The sequence below is a fragment of the Intestinirhabdus alba genome, from assembly GCF_009711095.1.
Classification (GTDB): Bacteria; Pseudomonadota; Gammaproteobacteria; order Enterobacterales; family Enterobacteriaceae; genus Intestinirhabdus; species Intestinirhabdus alba.
Window position 1 is genome coordinate 16,142 of the sequence record NZ_WMJZ01000013.1, and the last position, 17,736, is coordinate 33,877.

General features: G+C 56.5%; 13 protein-coding genes. 7 read left to right on the forward strand and 6 right to left on the reverse strand.

Annotation, left to right across the window (positions count from 1 at the left end):
• Positions 1-7 precede the first annotated feature (7 nt).
• The 5 genes from rarA to GJV78_RS10840 all read left to right on the forward strand — a co-directional run bounded on the left by rarA (position 8) and on the right by GJV78_RS10840 (position 6,909).
• Positions 8-1,351 carry a replication-associated recombination protein RarA gene (gene rarA / locus GJV78_RS10820; RefSeq protein WP_167519515.1) on the forward strand — a complete coding sequence of 448 codons (1,344 nt, stop codon included), beginning with the start codon at positions 8-10 and terminating at the stop codon, positions 1,349-1,351.
• Positions 1,352-1,444: 93 nt separating this feature from the next.
• On the forward strand, positions 1,445-2,737 hold the full coding sequence (serS, locus tag GJV78_RS10825) for a serine--tRNA ligase (protein WP_155108359.1): 1,293 nt from the start codon (positions 1,445-1,447) through the stop codon (positions 2,735-2,737).
• 234 nt (positions 2,738-2,971) lie between these two features.
• On the forward strand, positions 2,972-5,416 hold the full coding sequence (gene dmsA / locus GJV78_RS10830; RefSeq protein WP_155108360.1) for a dimethylsulfoxide reductase subunit A: 2,445 nt from the start codon (positions 2,972-2,974) through the stop codon (positions 5,414-5,416).
• Between the two features lie 10 nt (positions 5,417-5,426).
• Positions 5,427-6,044, forward strand: coding sequence for a dimethylsulfoxide reductase iron-sulfur subunit DmsB (dmsB, locus tag GJV78_RS10835; RefSeq protein ID WP_155108361.1), 618 nt, complete (start codon positions 5,427-5,429; stop codon positions 6,042-6,044).
• 1 nt (position 6,045) lies between these two features.
• Positions 6,046-6,909 carry a dimethyl sulfoxide reductase anchor subunit family protein gene (locus GJV78_RS10840; RefSeq protein ID WP_155108362.1) on the forward strand — a complete coding sequence of 288 codons (864 nt, stop codon included), beginning with the start codon at positions 6,046-6,048 and terminating at the stop codon, positions 6,907-6,909.
• Between the two features lie 411 nt (positions 6,910-7,320).
• On the opposite strand, the gene ycaC is transcribed toward GJV78_RS10840, so the two are convergent.
• On the reverse strand, positions 7,321-7,947 hold the full coding sequence (gene ycaC, locus GJV78_RS10845; RefSeq protein WP_155108363.1) for an isochorismate family cysteine hydrolase YcaC: 627 nt from the start codon (positions 7,945-7,947) through the stop codon (positions 7,321-7,323).
• Positions 7,948-8,259: 312 nt separating this feature from the next.
• Here ycaC and GJV78_RS10850 point away from each other — a divergent pair, with 312 nt between their 5' ends.
• Positions 8,260-9,408 carry an MFS transporter gene (locus GJV78_RS10850; RefSeq protein WP_155108364.1) on the forward strand — a complete coding sequence of 383 codons (1,149 nt, stop codon included), beginning with the start codon at positions 8,260-8,262 and terminating at the stop codon, positions 9,406-9,408.
• A gap of 153 nt (positions 9,409-9,561) precedes the next feature.
• Here GJV78_RS10850 and GJV78_RS10855 read toward each other — a convergent pair whose 3' ends face one another.
• The 5 genes from GJV78_RS10855 to ycaO all read right to left on the reverse strand — a co-directional run bounded on the left by GJV78_RS10855 (position 9,562) and on the right by ycaO (position 16,789).
• The gene (locus GJV78_RS10855) at positions 9,562-10,356 is read right to left on the reverse strand and encodes a PA3715 family protein (RefSeq protein WP_155108365.1); all 795 of its coding nucleotides are present in this window, start codon (positions 10,354-10,356) and stop codon (positions 9,562-9,564) included.
• 46 nt (positions 10,357-10,402) lie between these two features.
• Positions 10,403-11,143: a pyruvate formate lyase 1-activating protein gene (pflA, locus tag GJV78_RS10860; protein WP_155108366.1), complete on the reverse strand. Its 741-nt coding sequence runs from the start codon at positions 11,141-11,143 to the stop codon at positions 10,403-10,405.
• Between the two features lie 223 nt (positions 11,144-11,366).
• Positions 11,367-13,649 carry a formate C-acetyltransferase gene (gene pflB / locus GJV78_RS10865; protein ID WP_155108367.1) on the reverse strand — a complete coding sequence of 761 codons (2,283 nt, stop codon included), beginning with the start codon at positions 13,647-13,649 and terminating at the stop codon, positions 11,367-11,369.
• A 133-nt stretch (positions 13,650-13,782) separates the two neighbouring features.
• Positions 13,783-14,640 carry a formate transporter FocA gene (gene focA, locus GJV78_RS10870; RefSeq protein WP_167519516.1) on the reverse strand — a complete coding sequence of 286 codons (858 nt, stop codon included), beginning with the start codon at positions 14,638-14,640 and terminating at the stop codon, positions 13,783-13,785.
• Between the two features lie 388 nt (positions 14,641-15,028).
• Positions 15,029-16,789 (reverse strand): 30S ribosomal protein S12 methylthiotransferase accessory factor YcaO, encoded by a 1,761-nt coding sequence (gene ycaO / locus GJV78_RS10875; RefSeq protein WP_155108368.1) that lies wholly within the window; start codon positions 16,787-16,789, stop codon positions 15,029-15,031.
• A gap of 137 nt (positions 16,790-16,926) precedes the next feature.
• Between ycaO and GJV78_RS10880 the strand changes: the two genes are divergently transcribed.
• Entirely contained in the window at positions 16,927-17,619 is a 693-nt protein-coding gene (locus tag GJV78_RS10880; protein WP_155108369.1) for a DUF421 domain-containing protein, read from the forward strand.
• Positions 17,620-17,736: the final 117 nt, after the last annotated feature.

Here is a 17,736-nt window from a genome sequence, read left to right on the forward strand (position 1 = left end):
GCGATGAGTGAGCAATCTGTCGCTCGATTTTTCCGATAACACCTTTCAGCCTCTGGCCGCGCGTATGCGGCCAGAAAATTTAGCACAGTACATTGGCCAGCAGCACCTGCTGGCCGCCGGTAAGCCGCTGCCCCGCGCCATTGAGGCGGGGCACCTGCATTCAATGATTTTGTGGGGGCCGCCCGGCACGGGTAAAACCACCCTTGCCGAGGTGATCGCCCGCTATGCGAACGCCGACGTGGAGCGCATCTCTGCGGTGACTTCCGGCGTGAAGGAGATCCGGGAGGCCATCGAGCGCGCCCGCCAGAATCGTAACGCCGGGCGGCGTACTATCCTGTTCGTCGATGAGGTCCACCGCTTTAATAAAAGCCAGCAGGACGCCTTTCTGCCGCATATTGAGGATGGCACCATCACCTTTATCGGCGCGACGACGGAAAATCCCTCCTTTGAGCTGAACTCTGCGCTGCTCTCCAGGGCGCGCGTCTATCTGCTGAAATCTCTCACCGCCGACGATATCGAACGGGTGTTGGACCAGGCGATGGAGGATACCTCACGCGGCTACGGTGGCCAGGATATCGTTCTGCCGGATGAGACCCGCCGGGCGATCGCCGAGCTGGTGAACGGCGATGCGCGCCGGGCGCTGAACACGCTGGAAATGATGGCCGATATGGCAGAAGCGGACCCTGGCGGCAGGCGGGTGCTGCAGCCTGCGCTGCTGACGGAGATCGCCGGCGAGCGCAGCGCGCGATTTGATAACAAAGGCGATCGTTTTTACGATCTTATTTCGGCGCTGCACAAGTCGGTGCGCGGCAGCGCGCCGGACGCCGCGCTCTACTGGTACGCGCGCATTATTACCGCCGGCGGTGATCCGCTGTACGTGGCGCGCCGCTGCCTGGCGATCGCCTCTGAAGATGTCGGCAATGCCGATCCGCGCGCGATGCAGGTAGCGATTGCCGCGTGGGACTGCTTTACCCGCGTCGGGCCTGCGGAGGGCGAGCGGGCTATCGCCCAGGCGATTGTCTATCTCGCCTGCGCGCCGAAAAGCAACGCGGTCTATACCGCCTTTAAAGCGGCGCTGGCCGACGCCCGGGAACGTCCGGATTATGACGTGCCGCCCCATCTGCGCAACGCGCCGACTAAGCTGATGAAGGAGATGGGCTACGGCCAGCAGTATCGCTACGCCCACGATGAGCCGAACGCCTACGCCGCCGGGGAGGTTTACTTTCCGCCGGAAATAGCGCAAACGCGCTATTATCATCCGACAGGCAGGGGACTTGAGGGCAAGATTGGCGAAAAGCTCGCCTGGCTGGCTGAACAGGATCAAAATAGCCCCACAAAACGCTACCGCTAATGCAGGCGTTGCGGTAAGGTTACTTCCTCTATTTGCGTGGTCGCAGGCTGTGGTCACGTCTCTCTTTTTCAATTCGATAAGCACAGGATAAGCATGCTCGATCCCAATCTGCTGCGTAACGAGCCAGACGCAGTCGCTGAAAAACTGGCACGCCGGGGCTTTAAGCTGGATGTAGATAAGCTGCGCGCTCTCGAGGAGCGTCGTAAAGTTTTGCAGGTTAACACGGAAAACCTGCAGGCAGAGCGTAACGCTCGATCGAAATCCATTGGCCAGGCGAAAGCGCGCGGGGAAGATATCGAGCCTTTACGTCTGGAAGTCAACAAGCTGGGTGAAGCGCTGGATGCGGCAAAAGCCGAGCTGGATGCCCTGCAGGCCGAGATCCGCACTATTGCCCTGACTATTCCTAACCTGCCTGCCGACGACGTGCCGGTGGGTAAGGACGAGAACGATAACGTAGAGGTCAGCCGCTGGGGCACGCCGCGCCAGTTTGACTTCGAGGTGCGCGATCACGTGACGCTGGGCGAAATGCACGCCGGCCTTGATTTTGCCGCCGCCGTTAAGCTGACCGGCTCCCGCTTCGTGGTGATGAAAGGGCAAATCGCCCGCATGCACCGCGCTCTGTCGCAGTTTATGCTGGATCTGCACACCGAACAGCACGGCTACAGCGAAAACTACGTGCCCTACCTGGTCAACCACGACACCCTGTACGGCACCGGCCAGCTGCCGAAATTCGCCGGCGATCTGTTCCATACCCGTCCGCTGGAAGAAGAGGCTGACAGCAGCAACTATGCGCTGATCCCTACCGCCGAAGTACCGTTGACCAACCTCGTGCGCGATGAAATCATCGACGAAGAGCAATTGCCGATCAAAATGACCGCCCATACCCCGTGCTTCCGCTCCGAAGCCGGCTCCTACGGGCGTGATACCCGCGGCCTGATCCGTATGCACCAGTTCGACAAAGTGGAAATGGTGCAGATTGTGCGTCCGGAAGACTCTATGGCCGCGCTGGAAGAGATGACCGGTCACGCGGAAAAAGTTCTGCAGCTGCTGGGCCTGCCGTACCGCAAAATCGTGCTGTGCACCGGCGATATGGGCTTTGGCGCGTGCAAAACCTACGATCTGGAAGTGTGGATCCCGGCGCAGAATACTTATCGTGAAATCTCCTCCTGCTCCAACGTCTGGGATTTCCAGGCGCGCCGGATGCAGGCCCGCTGCCGCAGCAAATCCGATAAGAAAACCCGTCTGGTGCATACCCTGAACGGCTCCGGTCTGGCCGTTGGTCGTACCCTTGTCGCCGTGCTGGAAAACTACCAGCAGGCCGATGGTCGTATTGAAGTGCCGGAAGTTCTGCGTCCGTATATGAACGGGCTGGCCTATATCGGCTAAATCTGACTTTTTTCATTCGAAAGCGCCTGAGGGCGCTTTTTTTACATCTGTTTGATACCGGACAAGATTGGCTACTCCTTCAGTAGTAACATTGGCGTCGGACGAGATTCAGCATTTAATGCTGTTATTTCAAATTTTTATTATATACAAAACTATATAACGATAGTGTCGGTATTTCTGCCTGCACAACAATTTTTAGCTTTTGTTAAATATCAGCAAGCAAAGTGAGCCATTATGAAAACGGAAAACCCCAATGCCGTACTGGCAGCTGAGGTGAGTCGTCGTGGACTGGTTAAAACAACGGCGATAGGAAGTCTGGCACTGGCCAGCAGCGCCTTTAGCCTGCCATTTACCCGCATTGCCAGCGCAGCGGAAGCGATTAACCCGACACCGCCAGAGGAAAAAGTTATCTGGAGCGCCTGCACGGTGAACTGCGGTAGCCGCTGCCCGCTGCGCATGCACGTGGTGGATAACGTCATCAAGTATGTAGAAACCGATAACACCGGCGACGACGACTATGAAGGTCTGCACCAGGTTCGCGCCTGCCTGCGCGGCCGCTCAATGCGTCGCCGGGTCTACAATCCGGACCGCCTTAAGCAGCCGATGAAGCGCGTTGGCAAGCGCGGTGAAGGTAAATTCGAGCCGATCGGCTGGGATGAGGCCTATGACATCATCGTCAGCAACATGCAGCGCCTGATCAAAGAGTACGGCAACGAATCCATCTATCTGAACTACGGCACCGGCACGCTGGGCGGCACCATGACGCGCTCCTGGCCGCCGGGCGATACGCTGATCGCCCGCCTGATGAACTGCTGCGGCGGTTACCTGAACCACTACGGTGACTACTCTTCCGCGCAGATTGCCGAAGGCCTGAACTATACCTACGGCGGCTGGGCGGACGGCAACAGCCCCTCCGATATTGAAAACAGTAAGCTGGTGGTGCTGTTCGGCAATAACCCCGGTGAAACCCGCATGAGCGGCGGTGGGGTAACGTACTATCTGGAGCAGGCGCGAGAGAAGTCGAACGCACGCATGATTATTATCGATCCGCGCTATACCGATACCGGCGCGGGCCGTGAAGATGAGTGGATCCCGATCCGTCCGGGGACGGATGCCGCGCTGGTCAACGCGCTGGCCTGGGTGATGATCGAAGAAAACATGGTCGATCAGCCGTTCCTCGATAAATACTGCATCGGCTATGACGAAAAGATCCTGCCGGCAAGCGCGCCGAAAAACGGCCACTATAAGGCTTACATCCTGGGCCAGGGCGATGACGGCATCGCCAAAACCCCGGAATGGGCGGCGCAGATTACCGGTATTCCGGCCGAGCGCATCGTCAGGCTGGCGCGTGAAATCGGCAGTACCAAACCGGTTTATATCAGCCAGGGCTGGGGTCCGCAGCGCCATGCGAACGGTGAAATTGCCACCCGCGCGATCTCCATGCTGGCGATCCTTACCGGGAATGTCGGGATTAACGGCGGTAACACAGGTGCTCGCGAAGGCTCCTACGAGCTGCCGTTTGTGCGTATGCCGACCCTGGAAAACCCGGTTGAAACCAGCATCTCTATGTTTATGTGGACCGATGCGATCGTACGCGGCCCGGAGATGACCGCGCTGCGCGACGGCGTTCGCGGCAAAGATAAGCTGGATGTGCCGATCAAGATGATCTGGAACTATGCCGGCAACTGCCTGATCAACCAGCACTCTGAGATCAACCGCACCCATGAGATCCTGCAGGACGACAAGAAGTGCGAGCTGATCGTGGTGATCGACTGCCATATGACTTCTTCAGCGAAGTATGCCGATATTCTGCTGCCGGACTGCACGGCGTCCGAGCAGATGGACTTCGCGCTGGACGCCTCCTGCGGGAATATGTCCTACGTGATCTTCACCGACCAGGTAATTAAGCCTTATTTCGAGTGCCGGACCATCTATCAGATGACCAGCGATCTGGCAAAACGCCTTGGCGTAGAGCAGCAGTTCACCGAAGGACGCACCCACGAAGAGTGGATGCGCCATCTGTACCAGCAGTCGCGTGAAGCGATTCCTGAGCTGCCGAGCTTTGAGGAGTTCCGCAAGCAGGGGATCTTTAAGAAGCGCGATCCGGAGGGGCATCACGTTGCCTATAAAGCGTTCCGGGAAGATCCGCTGGCCAATCCGCTGTCCACGCCGTCGGGTAAAATCGAGATCTACTCGCAGGCGCTGGCGGAAATCGCCGCCACCTGGGAGCTGCCGGAAGGCGATGTGATCGATCCGCTGCCGATCTACACCCCGGGCTTTGAAAGCCGTAACGATCCGCTGATCGAAGAGTATCCGCTGCAGCTAACCGGCTTCCACTATAAGTCTCGCGTTCACTCCACCTACGGCAACGTCGATGTCCTGAAGGCCGCCTGCCGTCAGGAGATGTGGATCAACCCACTGGATGCGAAGCAGCGCGGGATTAACAACGGCGATAAGGTGCGCATTTACAACGGCCGCGGCGAGCTGCATATCGAAGCGAAAGTGACGCCGAGAATGATGCCGGGCGTGGTGGCGCTGGGGGAAGGGGCATGGTATGACCCGGACGCGAAGCGCGTTGACCAGGGCGGCTGTATTAACGTGCTGACGACTCAGCGACCGTCTCCTCTTGCCAAGGGGAACCCATCACATACTAACCTCGTTCAGGTTGAAAAGGTGTAAGGAGTAACCGATGACAACTCAGTATGGATTTTTTATTGACTCCAGCCGTTGCACCGGTTGCAAAACCTGTGAACTGGCCTGTAAAGATTATAAAGATTTGACCCCGGAGGTCAGCTACCGTCGCATTTATGAGTATGCGGGCGGCGACTGGCAGGAGGACAACGGCGTCTGGCATCAGAACGTCTTTGCCTACTATCTCTCCATCTCCTGTAACCACTGCGCCGATCCGGCCTGCACCAAGGTTTGCCCGAGCGGGGCGATGCACAAGCGCGATGACGGGTTTGTGGTGGTGAATGAAGAGGTCTGCATCGGCTGCCGTTACTGCCATATGGCCTGCCCGTACGGCGCTCCGCAGTATAACGAAGCGAAAGGGCACATGACCAAATGCGACGGCTGCCACGACCGCGTCGCCGACGGCAAAAAGCCAATCTGCGTCGAGTCCTGCCCGCTGCGTGCGCTCGACTTCGGGCCGATCGACGAGCTGCGTAAGAAACACGGCGATCTGGCGGCGGTTGCGCCGCTGCCGGGAGCGCACTTTACGAAGCCGAACATTGTGATTAAACCAAACGCCAACAGCCGCCCGACCGGGGATACCACCGGTTATCTGGCCAATCCGAAGGAGGTGTAAAATGGGAAATGGATGGCATGAATGGCCGTTAATGATCTTCACGGTCTTTGGTCAGTGCGTGGTCGGCGGTTTTATCGTGATGGCCCTGGCGCTGATGAAAGGTGATGAGCGCGCGGAGGTCCGCCAGCGCATTATTGTCTGCATGTTCGGGCTGTGGGTGCTGATGGGCATTGGCTTTATCGCCTCTATGCTGCATCTTGGTTCGCCCATGCGCGCCTTCAATTCGCTCAACCGGGTCGGCGCGTCGGCGCTGAGTAATGAAATCGCCAGCGGCTCGATCTTCTTTGCCGTCGGCGGTATCGGCTGGCTGCTGGCGCTGCTGAAGAAGCTGCCGTCGGCGATCCGCAGCCTGTGGCTGGTCCTGACTATGGTACTGGGCGTGATCTTTATCTGGATGATGGCGCGCGTTTATAACGGTATTGATACCGTGCCGACCTGGTACAGCGTCTGGACGCCGCTGGGCTTCTTCCTGACCATGTTCCTCGGCGGGCCGCTGCTGGGCTGTCTGCTGCTGCGCGCCGCGGGGTATGAAGGCCGGGCGATGCGTCTGTGGCCGGTGGTATCGCTGCTGGCGCTGGTGGTTAGCGCGATGATGTCGGTGATGCAGGGGGCGGAGCTGGCAACCATTCACAGCTCAATCCAGCAGGCCGCGGCGTTGGTGCCGGACTACGGCTCGCTGATGGCCTGGAGGATCGTACTGCTGGCGGTGGCGCTGTGCTTCTGGATCGTGCCGCAGTTGAAGGGGCAACAGCCCGCCGTATCGCTGCTTTCGATCGCCTTTATCCTGCTGCTGGTGGGTGAACTGATCGGTCGCGGCGTGTTCTACGGCCTGCATATGACCGTAGGCGTGGCGATAACGGGATAACGTCGGGGCGGCTGGTGCTTCGTCTGTCAGAGGTGGTGCCAGCCGGTTTACAGCTCAAACGTCCGATGGTCAGACCGGGGTCAGCCTCCCGGCGAGACCGCCGATAACCCTGCGACTCAACCCTGTGTCGCAGGGTTTTATTTTTTCCTGGCGTTCGGCTGTGAAGTACAACGCGGGAAACGACGCCTTTCTCCGTAATCTGACCGGAGCCGGCCTCCTGGTCAGGTTGATAACAAAGAGGGAAAACGTGTTTTCCCCTCTTTGCGTTTTTCAGTCAAAAATCAACGAATTGATTTTATTGTTTATTTTTCCGGCGTTGCGGAACGAACCTGTTCGTCCTGATTTTGTATGAACCGCTGCAAATCACGCCATAAGGGATCGGTAAGACGTGGCCCGGCAGCCGGGCCGCGCTTATTGCCCCCTGGTCAGCGTATCGTAGCTGGTCATCAGATTACGATAATCGGGAATGTGACTGGAGAACAGCGCCGCCAGCCCTTCAACGTCGTTGCGCCAGTCGCGGTGCAGCTCGCAGGCGATGCCAAACCACGTCATCAGCTGGGCACCGGCCTGCGACATGCGATCCCACGCCGAGTGGCGGGTGATCTCATTAAAGGTGCCTGAGGCGTCGGTCACCACAAAAACCTCAAAGCCCTCCTCAATGGCTGACAGCGCCGGGAACGCCACGCAGACTTCGGTCACGACCCCCGCAATGATCAGCTGTTTTTTCCCCGTCGCCTTCACCGCCTTAACAAAATCCTCGTTATCCCAGGCGTTGATATTGCCGGGACGGGCAATATAGGGCGCGTCGGGAAACTGGGCTTTTAATTCCGGCACCAGCGGTCCGTTGGGTCCCGCTTCAAAGCTGGTGGTAAGGATGGTTGGCAGACCGAAATACTTCGCCAGGTCGCCCAATGCCAGCACGTTGTTTTTAAATTTATCAGGCTCTATATCCCGCACCAGCGAGAGCAGGCCGGCCTGATGGTCCACTAACAGCACCGCCGCATTATTTTTATCGAGACGAACATAGGATTTTGTCATCCTCTTCTCCAGTGAGAACCGAAAGTGCCCTGTAAACGACCAGGATGTGTGTCTTGCCTTCAAAGCATAGACCGGAAAAATAATACCGTCGGGACCATGAAATTTTTCGACCGAACAAAAGGTGATAATTTCGCTACTGTTCAATAAAAACAATGGGATGGAGAGGATCCGATCCGCTTTATTCTGTTCAAGAATTAGTAATTCAAATCGTCGTTCCCAAAAGCGCGGCGCGGCGTGATGTCCGCCGATTGACAATGTTTTTGTTGGTGTCATGATGCGCGTGAAATTTGAACTTCCTCACGGTTCCCGACCATGTCCACCTATACCCGGCCCGTCATGCTTTTGCTGTCCGGCCTGCTTTTGTTGACCCTGGCGATCGCGGTATTAAATACGCTGGTCCCCCTCTGGCTCGCCCAGGAAAGGCTGCCGACCTGGCAGGTTGGCGTTGTCAGTTCGTCATATTTTACCGGTAACCTTGCGGGAACGGTGCTGACCGGTTATCTCATTAAGCGCTTTGGCTTTAACCGCAGCTACTATCTGGCATCGCTGATCTTCGCCGCGGGCTGCGTTGGCCTTGGCGTGACGCCAGGCTTCTGGAGCTGGCTGGGCTGGCGTTTTATCGCCGGCGTCGGCTGCGCCATGATTTGGGTGGTCGTGGAAAGCGCGCTGATGTGCAGCGGCACCTCGCGCAACCGCGGGCGGCTGCTGGCCGCCTATATGATGATTTACTACGTGGGGACGTTCCTGGGCCAGTTGCTGGTCAGCAAGCTGTCGACGGCGCTGATGAGCGTTCTGCCGTGGGCTACCGCGCTAATCCTGGCGGGTATTTTGCCGCTGCTCTTTACCCGCATTGTTAACCAGAGCGCCGAAGAGCAGACCATGACGCCCATTAGCAGTATGCTGAAGCTGCGCCAGGCGCGGCTGGGCATCAACGGCTGTATTATTTCCGGGATTGTGCTGGGGTCGCTGTACGGCCTGATGCCGCTCTACCTTCGTGACCTGGGCATCAGCAACGCCAATGTCGGTTTCTGGATGGCGGTGCTGGTGAGCGCGGGCATCCTCGGACAGTGGCCCATTGGCCGCCTGGCGGATCGCTTTGGGCGTCTGCTGGTGCTGCGGGTGCAGGTGTTCGTGGCGATCCTCGGCAGCGTTGCGATGCTGAGCCAGGCGGCGATGGCCCCGGCGCTGTTTATCCTCGGCGCGGCGGGGTTTACCCTCTATCCCGTGGCGATGGCCTGGGCCTGCGAAAAGGTTGAGCGTCATCAGCTCGTCGCCATGAACCAGGCGCTGCTGCTCAGCTATACCGTGGGCAGCCTGTCAGGCCCCACCCTGACCGCCATGCTGATGCAAAATTTCTCCGATAAGATGCTGTTTATCACCATCGCCAGCGTGTCATTTATTTATCTGCTGATGCTGCTGCGTAACGCGGGCCAGAGGCCGAATCCGGTCGCCCACGTTTAACCTGCGCAGGGGAGCCAGGTTGCCGCCTGCCCTTTACGCTTTTCGGGAAGCGTAAACGCTCTTTTTCTGGCGTGGCGGATCGCTCCTCTTTTCCGGTAGGCACCGGGCGGTTAAAAAAACGCCTGCGGTGAATCCGGGCGGGGGAGGTAGAGATCACGGCAGTGGCACCAGCCTGGCCGGCACGTCGTATTCCTTGCCGTTATAGCGCAGCGTCAGGCTGGCCCTGCCCGGTGTATCCTTCGTGGCGCATTCGCCATCAGCGTTAATATAGGTTGCGGAGGTCACGCTTTTTTCGCTTACCCGAATATCGGCGTACCCCTGATGAGAAACGGGGGCAATGGCAAGAGTACGTTTGATATCCAAAAACTCGCCGGCGCAGTTGCCGTCCCACTCTCCGCTGCCATCCTCCAACAGAATGCCTTTTAATATGCGGCGCAGCCGATTATTTTCAATCACATACAGGGATAATGCGCTTTCTCTGAAAGGATTAACGCGCGAGCTGCCGCTGCGCGCGATATGCAGGCCAAACGCCAGCTGGTCGGGGGAAACCTTCCAGCGCGCGGTATCGAGGGTTAGCCGGGTAATACGGAACACGTCATCGCTCATCTGGTCGGGCAGGCGCAGGCGCTGCTTTACGTTCAGGGTGGCGGAATCCAGCACCAGCAGCTCCAGATCGCCGGTGTGATAGTTTTCCGTTTCTTCTTTAAGATCGACCATCAGAGGAACGGCGGCAAGGGTTAGTTCTGGACGGGCTGGCCAGACGCGACAGAAAGCCTGCTGCGGGGTATCGCCATTGGTGGTGATCAAACGTCCCTCGCGGGTCATCACGCCTTCCGCCGTCGGCGTTGCCTCCGGCCAGACGTGCTTAACGATGGCGTCGATACGGCAGTCGGTGGCGCTGGCGCACTGCGCCGTCAGCAGCACTATTCCTGATATGAGTAAACGCATTGCTTCCCTTACTGGCTACCGTTAACGGAAAGGGCGGCCCTTTCGCTTAATACATCACTTTATGACCGTACTGCTCAAGGATACCCTTCACGCGCTCCATGGTCTCTTTTTTCGGCGGATGGACGCCGTCCAGCTTGTACTCTTCGCCCATCGCCACCCATTTATGCTTGCCCAGCTCGTGGTAGGGCAGCAGCTCAATTTTTTCTACGTTGCCCATGTCGCGGGTAAACTCGCCGAGGCGATGGGCGGAGTCGTCGTCGTCGGACCAGCCCGGAACCACCACGTAGCGAATCCACACCTTGACGTTTTTCTGCGCCAGATAGCGTGCAAACTCCAGCGTACGATGGTTCGATACGCCCACCAGATTCTGGTGGATCTCATCGTTCATCTGCTTAAGGTCGAGCATGACCAGGTCGGTCACCTCCAGCAGCTCGTCAATCACCGGATCGTAGCGGCGCACAAAGCCGTTGGTGTCGAGGCAGGTGTGGATACCCTCTTTTTTACAGGCGCGGAACCAGTCGCGGACAAACTCCGCCTGCAGAATAGCCTCGCCGCCTGACGCGGTGACCCCGCCGCCGGAGGCGTTCATAAAGTGACGATAGGTAACGACCTCTTTCATCAGCTCTTCAACGGTTACCTCTTTACCGCCATGGGTGTCCCAGGTATCGCGGTTATGGCAATACAGGCAGCGCATCAGGCAGCCCTGGAAGAAGGTGATAAAGCGGATGCCCGGGCCGTCAACCGTACCACAGGATTCAAAGGAGTGAATGCGACCAATTGCTGACATTGCGGTGATTCTCCAGAAGTGGCCCATCCGGGGCCGTGTTGGCGCACAGCTCATCGGCTGTGTCGAGTCTGTTTTGACGGCTACCCATTAACATATAGATAGCTGGCAAAGCAGGCTTCAGGCCTGTCTAATGCTCTGGTTACGCTCTTTGATGGTAAAAAGGCTCCACTGACGTGGAGCCTTTATCATACGCTTTTTAACGCGCGAATTCAGTCAGTACCCATTACATGGTCTGAGTGAAAGTACGGGTAATAACGTCCTGCTGCTGCTCTTTTGTCAGGGAGTTAAAACGTACTGCGTAGCCGGAAACGCGGATGGTCAGCTGCGGATATTTTTCCGGATGTTCCATCGCGTCGAGCAGCATTTCGCGGTTCATCACGTTGACGTTCAGGTGCTGACCGCCTTCGATAGACGCTTCGTGATGGAAGTAACCGTCCATCAGACCCGCCAGGTTGGTTTTACGCACTTCGTCGTCTTTACCCAGCGCGTTCGGTACGATAGAGAAGGTATAGGAGATACCATCTTTAGCGTAGGCAAACGGCAGTTTAGCAACGGAGGTCAGAGAGGCCACAGCGCCTTTCTGGTCACGGCCGTGCATCGGGTTAGCGCCCGGTCCGAACGGTGCACCTGCGCGACGGCCGTCCGGGGTGTTACCGGTTTTCTTACCATATACCACGTTAGAGGTGATGGTCAGAACAGACTGAGTCGGGATAGCGCCACGGTAGGTGGTCAGTTTCTGAATTTTCTTCATGAAACGTTCTACCAGGTCAACCGCCATGTCATCAACGCGCGCGTCGTTGTTACCAAACTGCGGGTATTCGCCTTCGATTTCAAAGTCGATAGCCAGGCCGTCTTCGTCACGAACCGGTTTAACTTTCGCATATTTGATTGCGGACAGGGAGTCAGCGGCTACGGACAGGCCGGCGATACCGCACGCCATGGTGCGAACGACGTCACGGTCGTGCAGCGCCATCAGAGAGGCTTCGTAGCTGTACTTGTCGTGCATATAGTGGATAACGTTCAGCGCGGTGACGTACTGCTTAGCCAGCCAGTCCATGAAGTGATCCATACGATCCATCACTTCGTCGAAGTTCAGAACGTCGCCTTTGATCGGCTCAGATTTCGGACCAACCTGCATTTTCAGTTTTTCATCAACGCCGCCGTTGATGGCGTACAGCATGGTTTTCGCCAGGTTAGCACGCGCGCCGAAGAACTGCATTTGCTTACCAACAACCATCGGGCTAACGCAGCAGGCGATAGCGTAGTCGTCGTTGTTGAAGTCCGGACGCATCAGGTCATCGTTCTCATACTGCAGAGAAGATGTGTCGATGGACACTTTTGCGGCGAATTTTTTGAAGTTCAGCGGCAGTTTTTCAGACCACAGAATAGTGATGTTCGGCTCCGGAGACGGCCCCATGGTGTACAGGGTGTTCAGGAAGCGGAAGCTGTTTTTGGTGACCAGAGTACGGCCGTCAACGCCCATACCGCCGATAGATTCCGTTGCCCAGATCGGGTCGCCGGAGAACAGCTCATCATACTCAGGGGTACGCAGGAAGCGAACCATACGCAGCTTCATGACCAGGTGGTCAATCATTTCCTGAGCGTCTTGCTCGGTAATTTTGCCCGCTTTCAGGTCACGTTCGATGTAGGCATCCAGGAAGGTGGATACGCGACCGAAGGACATTGCCGCGCCGTTCTGAGACTTAACGGCGGCCAGGTAACCGAAGTAGGTCCACTGGATAGCTTCCTGAGCGTTGGTTGCCGGACCGGAGATATCACAGCCATATTTAGCGGCCATCTCTTTGATCTGACCCAGCGCGCGGTGCTGTTCGGCAATCTCTTCACGCAGGCGGATAGTTGCTTCCAGGTTTACGCCGTTCTCCAGGTCAGACTGCAGGGAGGTGAACTGGGCGAATTTGTCTTTCATCAGGAAGTCGATACCGTACAGCGCAACGCGACGGTAGTCACCGATGATACGACCGCGGCCATAGGCGTCCGGCAGACCGGTCAGCACGCCGGATTTACGGCAGCGCAGGATGTCCGGCGTGTAGACGTCGAACACGCCCTGGTTGTGGGTTTTGCGGTATTCGGTGAAGATCTTTTTCAGCATCGGATCCAGCTCGCGATTGTACGCTTTGCAGGAACCTTCAACCATTTTGATACCACCGAACGGGATAATCGCACGTTTCAGCGGCGCTTCAGTCTGCAGACCAACGATTTTCTCCAGCTGCTTGTTGATGTAGCCAGCGTCATGAGAAGTGATGGTAGAAGCAACGGAGGTGTCAAAGTCAACAGGCGCGTGAGTGCGGTTTTCCTGTTTAACGCCTTCCATTACGCTGTCCCACAGGGTAGTGGTCGCTTCAGTAGCGCCAGCCAGGAAGGACTCGTCACCCTCGTACGGAGTGTAGTTTTTCTGAATGAAGTCACGGACGTTTACTTCATTCTGCCAGTCACCTTTGGTAAAACCTTCCCAGGCTGTGGCTAACTTTTCATTAAACTCGGACATGTAACACCTACCTTCTTAAGTGGATTTTTTATTTACTGCGCGGATCCACGCCGTCCTTCACGCTGCCTCTTTGCTGGCGGTGCTTTGCCATCCCGATGCAATTTGAACGACTTTGTGTCCGGCGATATCAGCGTTAATGACGATCGCTGCCGCGCAGGTAAATGACCCAGTACGTCAAACCGACCAGTAAACCGCCGCCGATAATGTTGCCGATGGTAACCGGAACCAGATTATCAGTGATGAAGCTCATTACGGTCAGATGAGAAAAATTTTCCGGTGCTGAACCCACTGTGGTCCAGAACTCCGGAGAAGCAAAATCGCGAATTACAATACCCATAGGGATCATAAACATGTTTGCGATACTGTGCTCAAAACCGCTGGCAACAAACATCGCAACCGGCAGAATCATAATAAACGCTTTGTCCATCAGGCTGCGGCCTGAATAGCTCATCCAGACGGCCAGGCAAACCATCAGGTTAGCCAGAATGCCGAGGCAGACGGCTTCAATAAACGTATGGTGCATCTTATGGTCGGCGGTTTGCAGGACGTTAAGCCCCCACTGACCGTCGGCGGTCATATACTGGCCGGAAAGGCACATCAGCAGTACAAAAAGCAGCGCGCCGGCCAGGTTGCCAACATACACGTTCAGCCAGTTTTTCGCCAGCTGACCCCAGGTGATTCGACCGCTGGCTTTCGCCACCACGATCAGCACGGTTGAGGTAAAGAGATCGGCCCCGCAAATAACGCAAAGAATCAACCCCAGAGAGAAGCAGATGCCGCCAAGCAGCTTCGTCACGCCGTAGGGCATCGCGCCCGCGCCGGTAGTGGCGGTGATATAAAAAACAAAGGCGATTGAAATAAATACGCCGGCGGTAATCGCCAGATAAAAAGTCTTTAACGGATGCTTCGTTGCTTTATAGACGCCTGCCTCTTCGGCTACTTTGGCCATCGCGGCGGGGAGTAAAAGATCAAAAGGGTTGTCAGCTTTCACACTAACTCTCTCTTTATTAAGTCGGCGACGAGATACTAACAAAGCATTATAAATGAGAATTTGATATAGATCATATCGTACCTGGCTTAAAGGCCCTGAGAACGCATGGTTTTCAGGCAATTTTCATCTAATTCTTTGATTATTTTGGTAAAAATAAATTTTAATTTTTAGCAAATGAGTTGAATTGTTTCTTTGCTCGCCACTCGTAGAGTTAATTAAAATGGGGTAATTAACAGTTAAAGTAACAATAGTGATCTATTGTTAATTATATATTAACTTATTATTAACATTTTTAATCCATAGCAAAATAAATGATAAGGGGCACAAAAGCGCCCCGTAATATATCTCAGCCCGAAGAATAAACCTACGGTACGCGGGCCAGGTGCTGTTATTTTGACCACCAGGCGGATTTGGCGCGCTGAAGCTTTTCATAGGCTTTTAGCAGCGACTGATGCGAAGCGAAGATCTGCAATTCGTCGTCCACCGGCGGCAGCCCGTAAAACGCCGCTTCGCCGCTTATCGCCGCGCTGGCCGCCTCTACCGCCCCGGTGCCGTACATACGGTTAAAGGCGTTCAGATACTGCAGCGGCTCGCGATCGGCTTCCTGCGCCAGCAGCAGCAGGGTCTGCAGGCAGCGATAATAGTTGGCGCGTTCGGGGCTAAAGAGCGAGGCGTTAAACTCCATCGTCCACTCGGTCCAGATCAGCGCCTGTTCCAGATCGCCGCCCGCCAGCGCCAGCATCGCCTTCAGTTCACCAATGCGCAGGGTGTACCAGCCGTTGTCCTGGCCGGTCGCCAGGCCCAGCAGCTCGCGCACCCGGGTAAAGTCATCATAGCCCTCTTCGTCGAGCCGTTCGATAAGCTGGAGATACGCCTCTTTTTCCCAGGCGCTGTCCGGCAGAGAGAGCAGAGTTTCGCGCAGATGAATACCCATGCTGCTGTTGGCCAGCCACAGATCTTCCGCCGGATAGATATCGGACATGCCCGGAACGATGATACGGCAGGCGTAAACGCCAAGATGTTCGTAGTCGGCAATGTACACCTCTTTATCTTCCGCCCTGAAGATGGCCATCAGGGTGGCGAACTCCTCCTCCGTGGTGCCTGAGAAGCTCCAGTCCGTGAACGGATAGTCAGCGTCCTGTTTAAACAGATCCCAGGAGATCAGGCCGCTGGAGTCAATAAAGTGGGTTTCAAGGTTGGTGTGCTCCGCCACCTCTTCATCGTCAAAGGTTGGTGGCGTAAAGACGTCGAGATCCTTCAGGCCGCGACCCTGCAGCAGCTCGGTGACGGTACGCTCCAGGGCGACCCCGAAGTCGGGATGAGCGCCGAAAGAGGCAAAGCAGGTGCCGTTGGCCGGGTTGAACAGCACCACGCAAATAACCGGATACTGGCCGCCCAGCGAGGCGTCATAGGCAAAAATCGGGAAGCCTTCCGCCTCCAGGGTGGCGATAGATTCCACCACCGACGGATAGCGCGCCAGCACGTCGGAGGGAATTTCCGGCAGGCTGATGCTTTCCGCGATAATGCGGTTCTTCACGTAGCGCTCAAAAACTTCAGACAGCCCCTGCACCCGCGCTTCATTAGAGGTATTACCGGCGGACATGCCGTTAGACACGTACAGATTGCCGATGATGTTCATCGGGATATACACGGTCTGTTTATCGGACTGACGGGTAAACGGCAGGGCGCAGATGCCGCGCTCCTCGTTACCGGACTGCAGGTCGATAAGCTGGCTGCCGCACAGCGCGTTTTCCGGATCGTAAAAGGCGCGCAGTCGATCGTCCAGCAGCCCCTGCGGCAGGTCGTCATCGTCAGTTAACGGAAACCATTTTTCGTTGGGATAGTGAACGAACGGGCCGTTGGCAACGGCCTTGCCGAGCCAGAAGTCGGCGAAGAAATAGTTGGTGGACAGACGCTCAAAATATTCGCCCAGCGCCGAGGCCAGCGCCGCCTTTTTGGTCGCCCCTTTACCGTTAGTAAAGCACAGCGCGCACTCTTTATCGCGAATGTGTACCGACCAGACGTTCGGCACCGGATTCAGCCAGGACGCTTCTTCAATATGAAAGCCGAGATCGAGCAGTTTCTGCTGGAAGCGGGCGATAGAGTCTTCCAGCGCGGCGTCTTTGCCGGGGATAAATGTTTGCGTCATGAAAAATCACTTTAGTCGTACGGAAAGCGCGCAATGATACGGGTTTTATACCCCTTGCGCCATCGCCACCGCCGTGGCGACGTAAATAAAAGTCCTGGCTATGCTTTTACAGCGTGTTAACGGATAAGAGTATAAAAATGAAGACGTTCGATTTACAGCGGATGGCGCTGGACAACGTTCCCATGGAGTTTCTGGCTGAGGTCGCGCTGCGCAGCCTCTATACGTTTGTTCTGGTTTATCTTTTTTTAAAGCTTACCGGCCGACGCGGCGTGCGGCAGATGTCGCTGTTTGAAGTGCTGATCATCCTTACCCTGGGGTCGGCGGCCGGGGATGTGGCCTTTTACGATGACGTGCCGATGCTGCCGGTGCTGGTGGTCTTTATCACCCTGGCGCTGCTGTACCGGCTGGTGATGTGGCTGATGGCCCACAGCGAAAGGCTCGAAGATCTGCTGGAGGGAAAGCCGATGGTGATCGTGGAGGATGGCGAGCTGGCCTGGTCGAAGCTCCAGAGCGCTAACATGACCGAGTTCGAGTTCTTTATGGAGCTGCGGCTCAGCGGCGTGGAACAGCTGGGGCAAATCAGGCTGGCGATACTGGAGACCAGCGGACAGATCAGCGTCTACTTTTTTGCCGATCGGGACGTCAGGCCAGGGCTGAGCATTCTTCCCAAACACTGTACGCCGCGCTTTAAGACGGCACCGGAATCCACCGACTACGCCTGTGTACGCTGTAGCGAAGTGATTACCATGAAGGCCGGGGAGCAGCAATTATGTCCGCGCTGCGCAAATCCGGAATGGTCGAAGGCAAGCCGGGCGAAACGGGTAACCTGACAGCCAAAACATCGGTATTTCTTCGCCAGACTGGCAGATTCTGTTGTGTGACCTGGCGCGCATTTTCGGCCTGGCCAGTTTTACCCGTTGCGGCGCGTGTCGCTGAATGATAAAACC

Excerpts from the sequence above, each read along its gene's own strand:
- GJV78_RS10850 (WP_155108364.1), top strand. The coding sequence starts at position 8,260 with ATGTCCACCTATACCCGGCCCGTCATGCTTTTGCTGTCCGGCCTGCTT.
- GJV78_RS10840 (WP_155108362.1), top strand. The coding sequence starts at position 6,046 with ATGGGAAATGGATGGCATGAATGGCCGTTAATGATCTTCACGGTCTTT.
- ycaC (WP_155108363.1), bottom strand. The coding sequence starts at position 7,947 with ATGACAAAATCCTATGTTCGTCTCGATAAAAATAATGCGGCGGTGCTG.
- dmsA (WP_155108360.1), top strand. The coding sequence starts at position 2,972 with ATGAAAACGGAAAACCCCAATGCCGTACTGGCAGCTGAGGTGAGTCGT.
- pflB (WP_155108367.1), bottom strand. The coding sequence starts at position 13,649 with ATGTCCGAGTTTAATGAAAAGTTAGCCACAGCCTGGGAAGGTTTTACC.
- ycaO (WP_155108368.1), bottom strand. The coding sequence starts at position 16,789 with ATGACGCAAACATTTATCCCCGGCAAAGACGCCGCGCTGGAAGACTCT.
- GJV78_RS10855 (WP_155108365.1), bottom strand. The coding sequence starts at position 10,356 with ATGCGTTTACTCATATCAGGAATAGTGCTGCTGACGGCGCAGTGCGCC.
- serS (WP_155108359.1), top strand. The coding sequence starts at position 1,445 with ATGCTCGATCCCAATCTGCTGCGTAACGAGCCAGACGCAGTCGCTGAA.
- pflA (WP_155108366.1), bottom strand. The coding sequence starts at position 11,143 with ATGTCAGCAATTGGTCGCATTCACTCCTTTGAATCCTGTGGTACGGTT.
- GJV78_RS10880 (WP_155108369.1), top strand. The coding sequence starts at position 16,927 with ATGAAGACGTTCGATTTACAGCGGATGGCGCTGGACAACGTTCCCATG.
- dmsB (WP_155108361.1), top strand. The coding sequence starts at position 5,427 with ATGACAACTCAGTATGGATTTTTTATTGACTCCAGCCGTTGCACCGGT.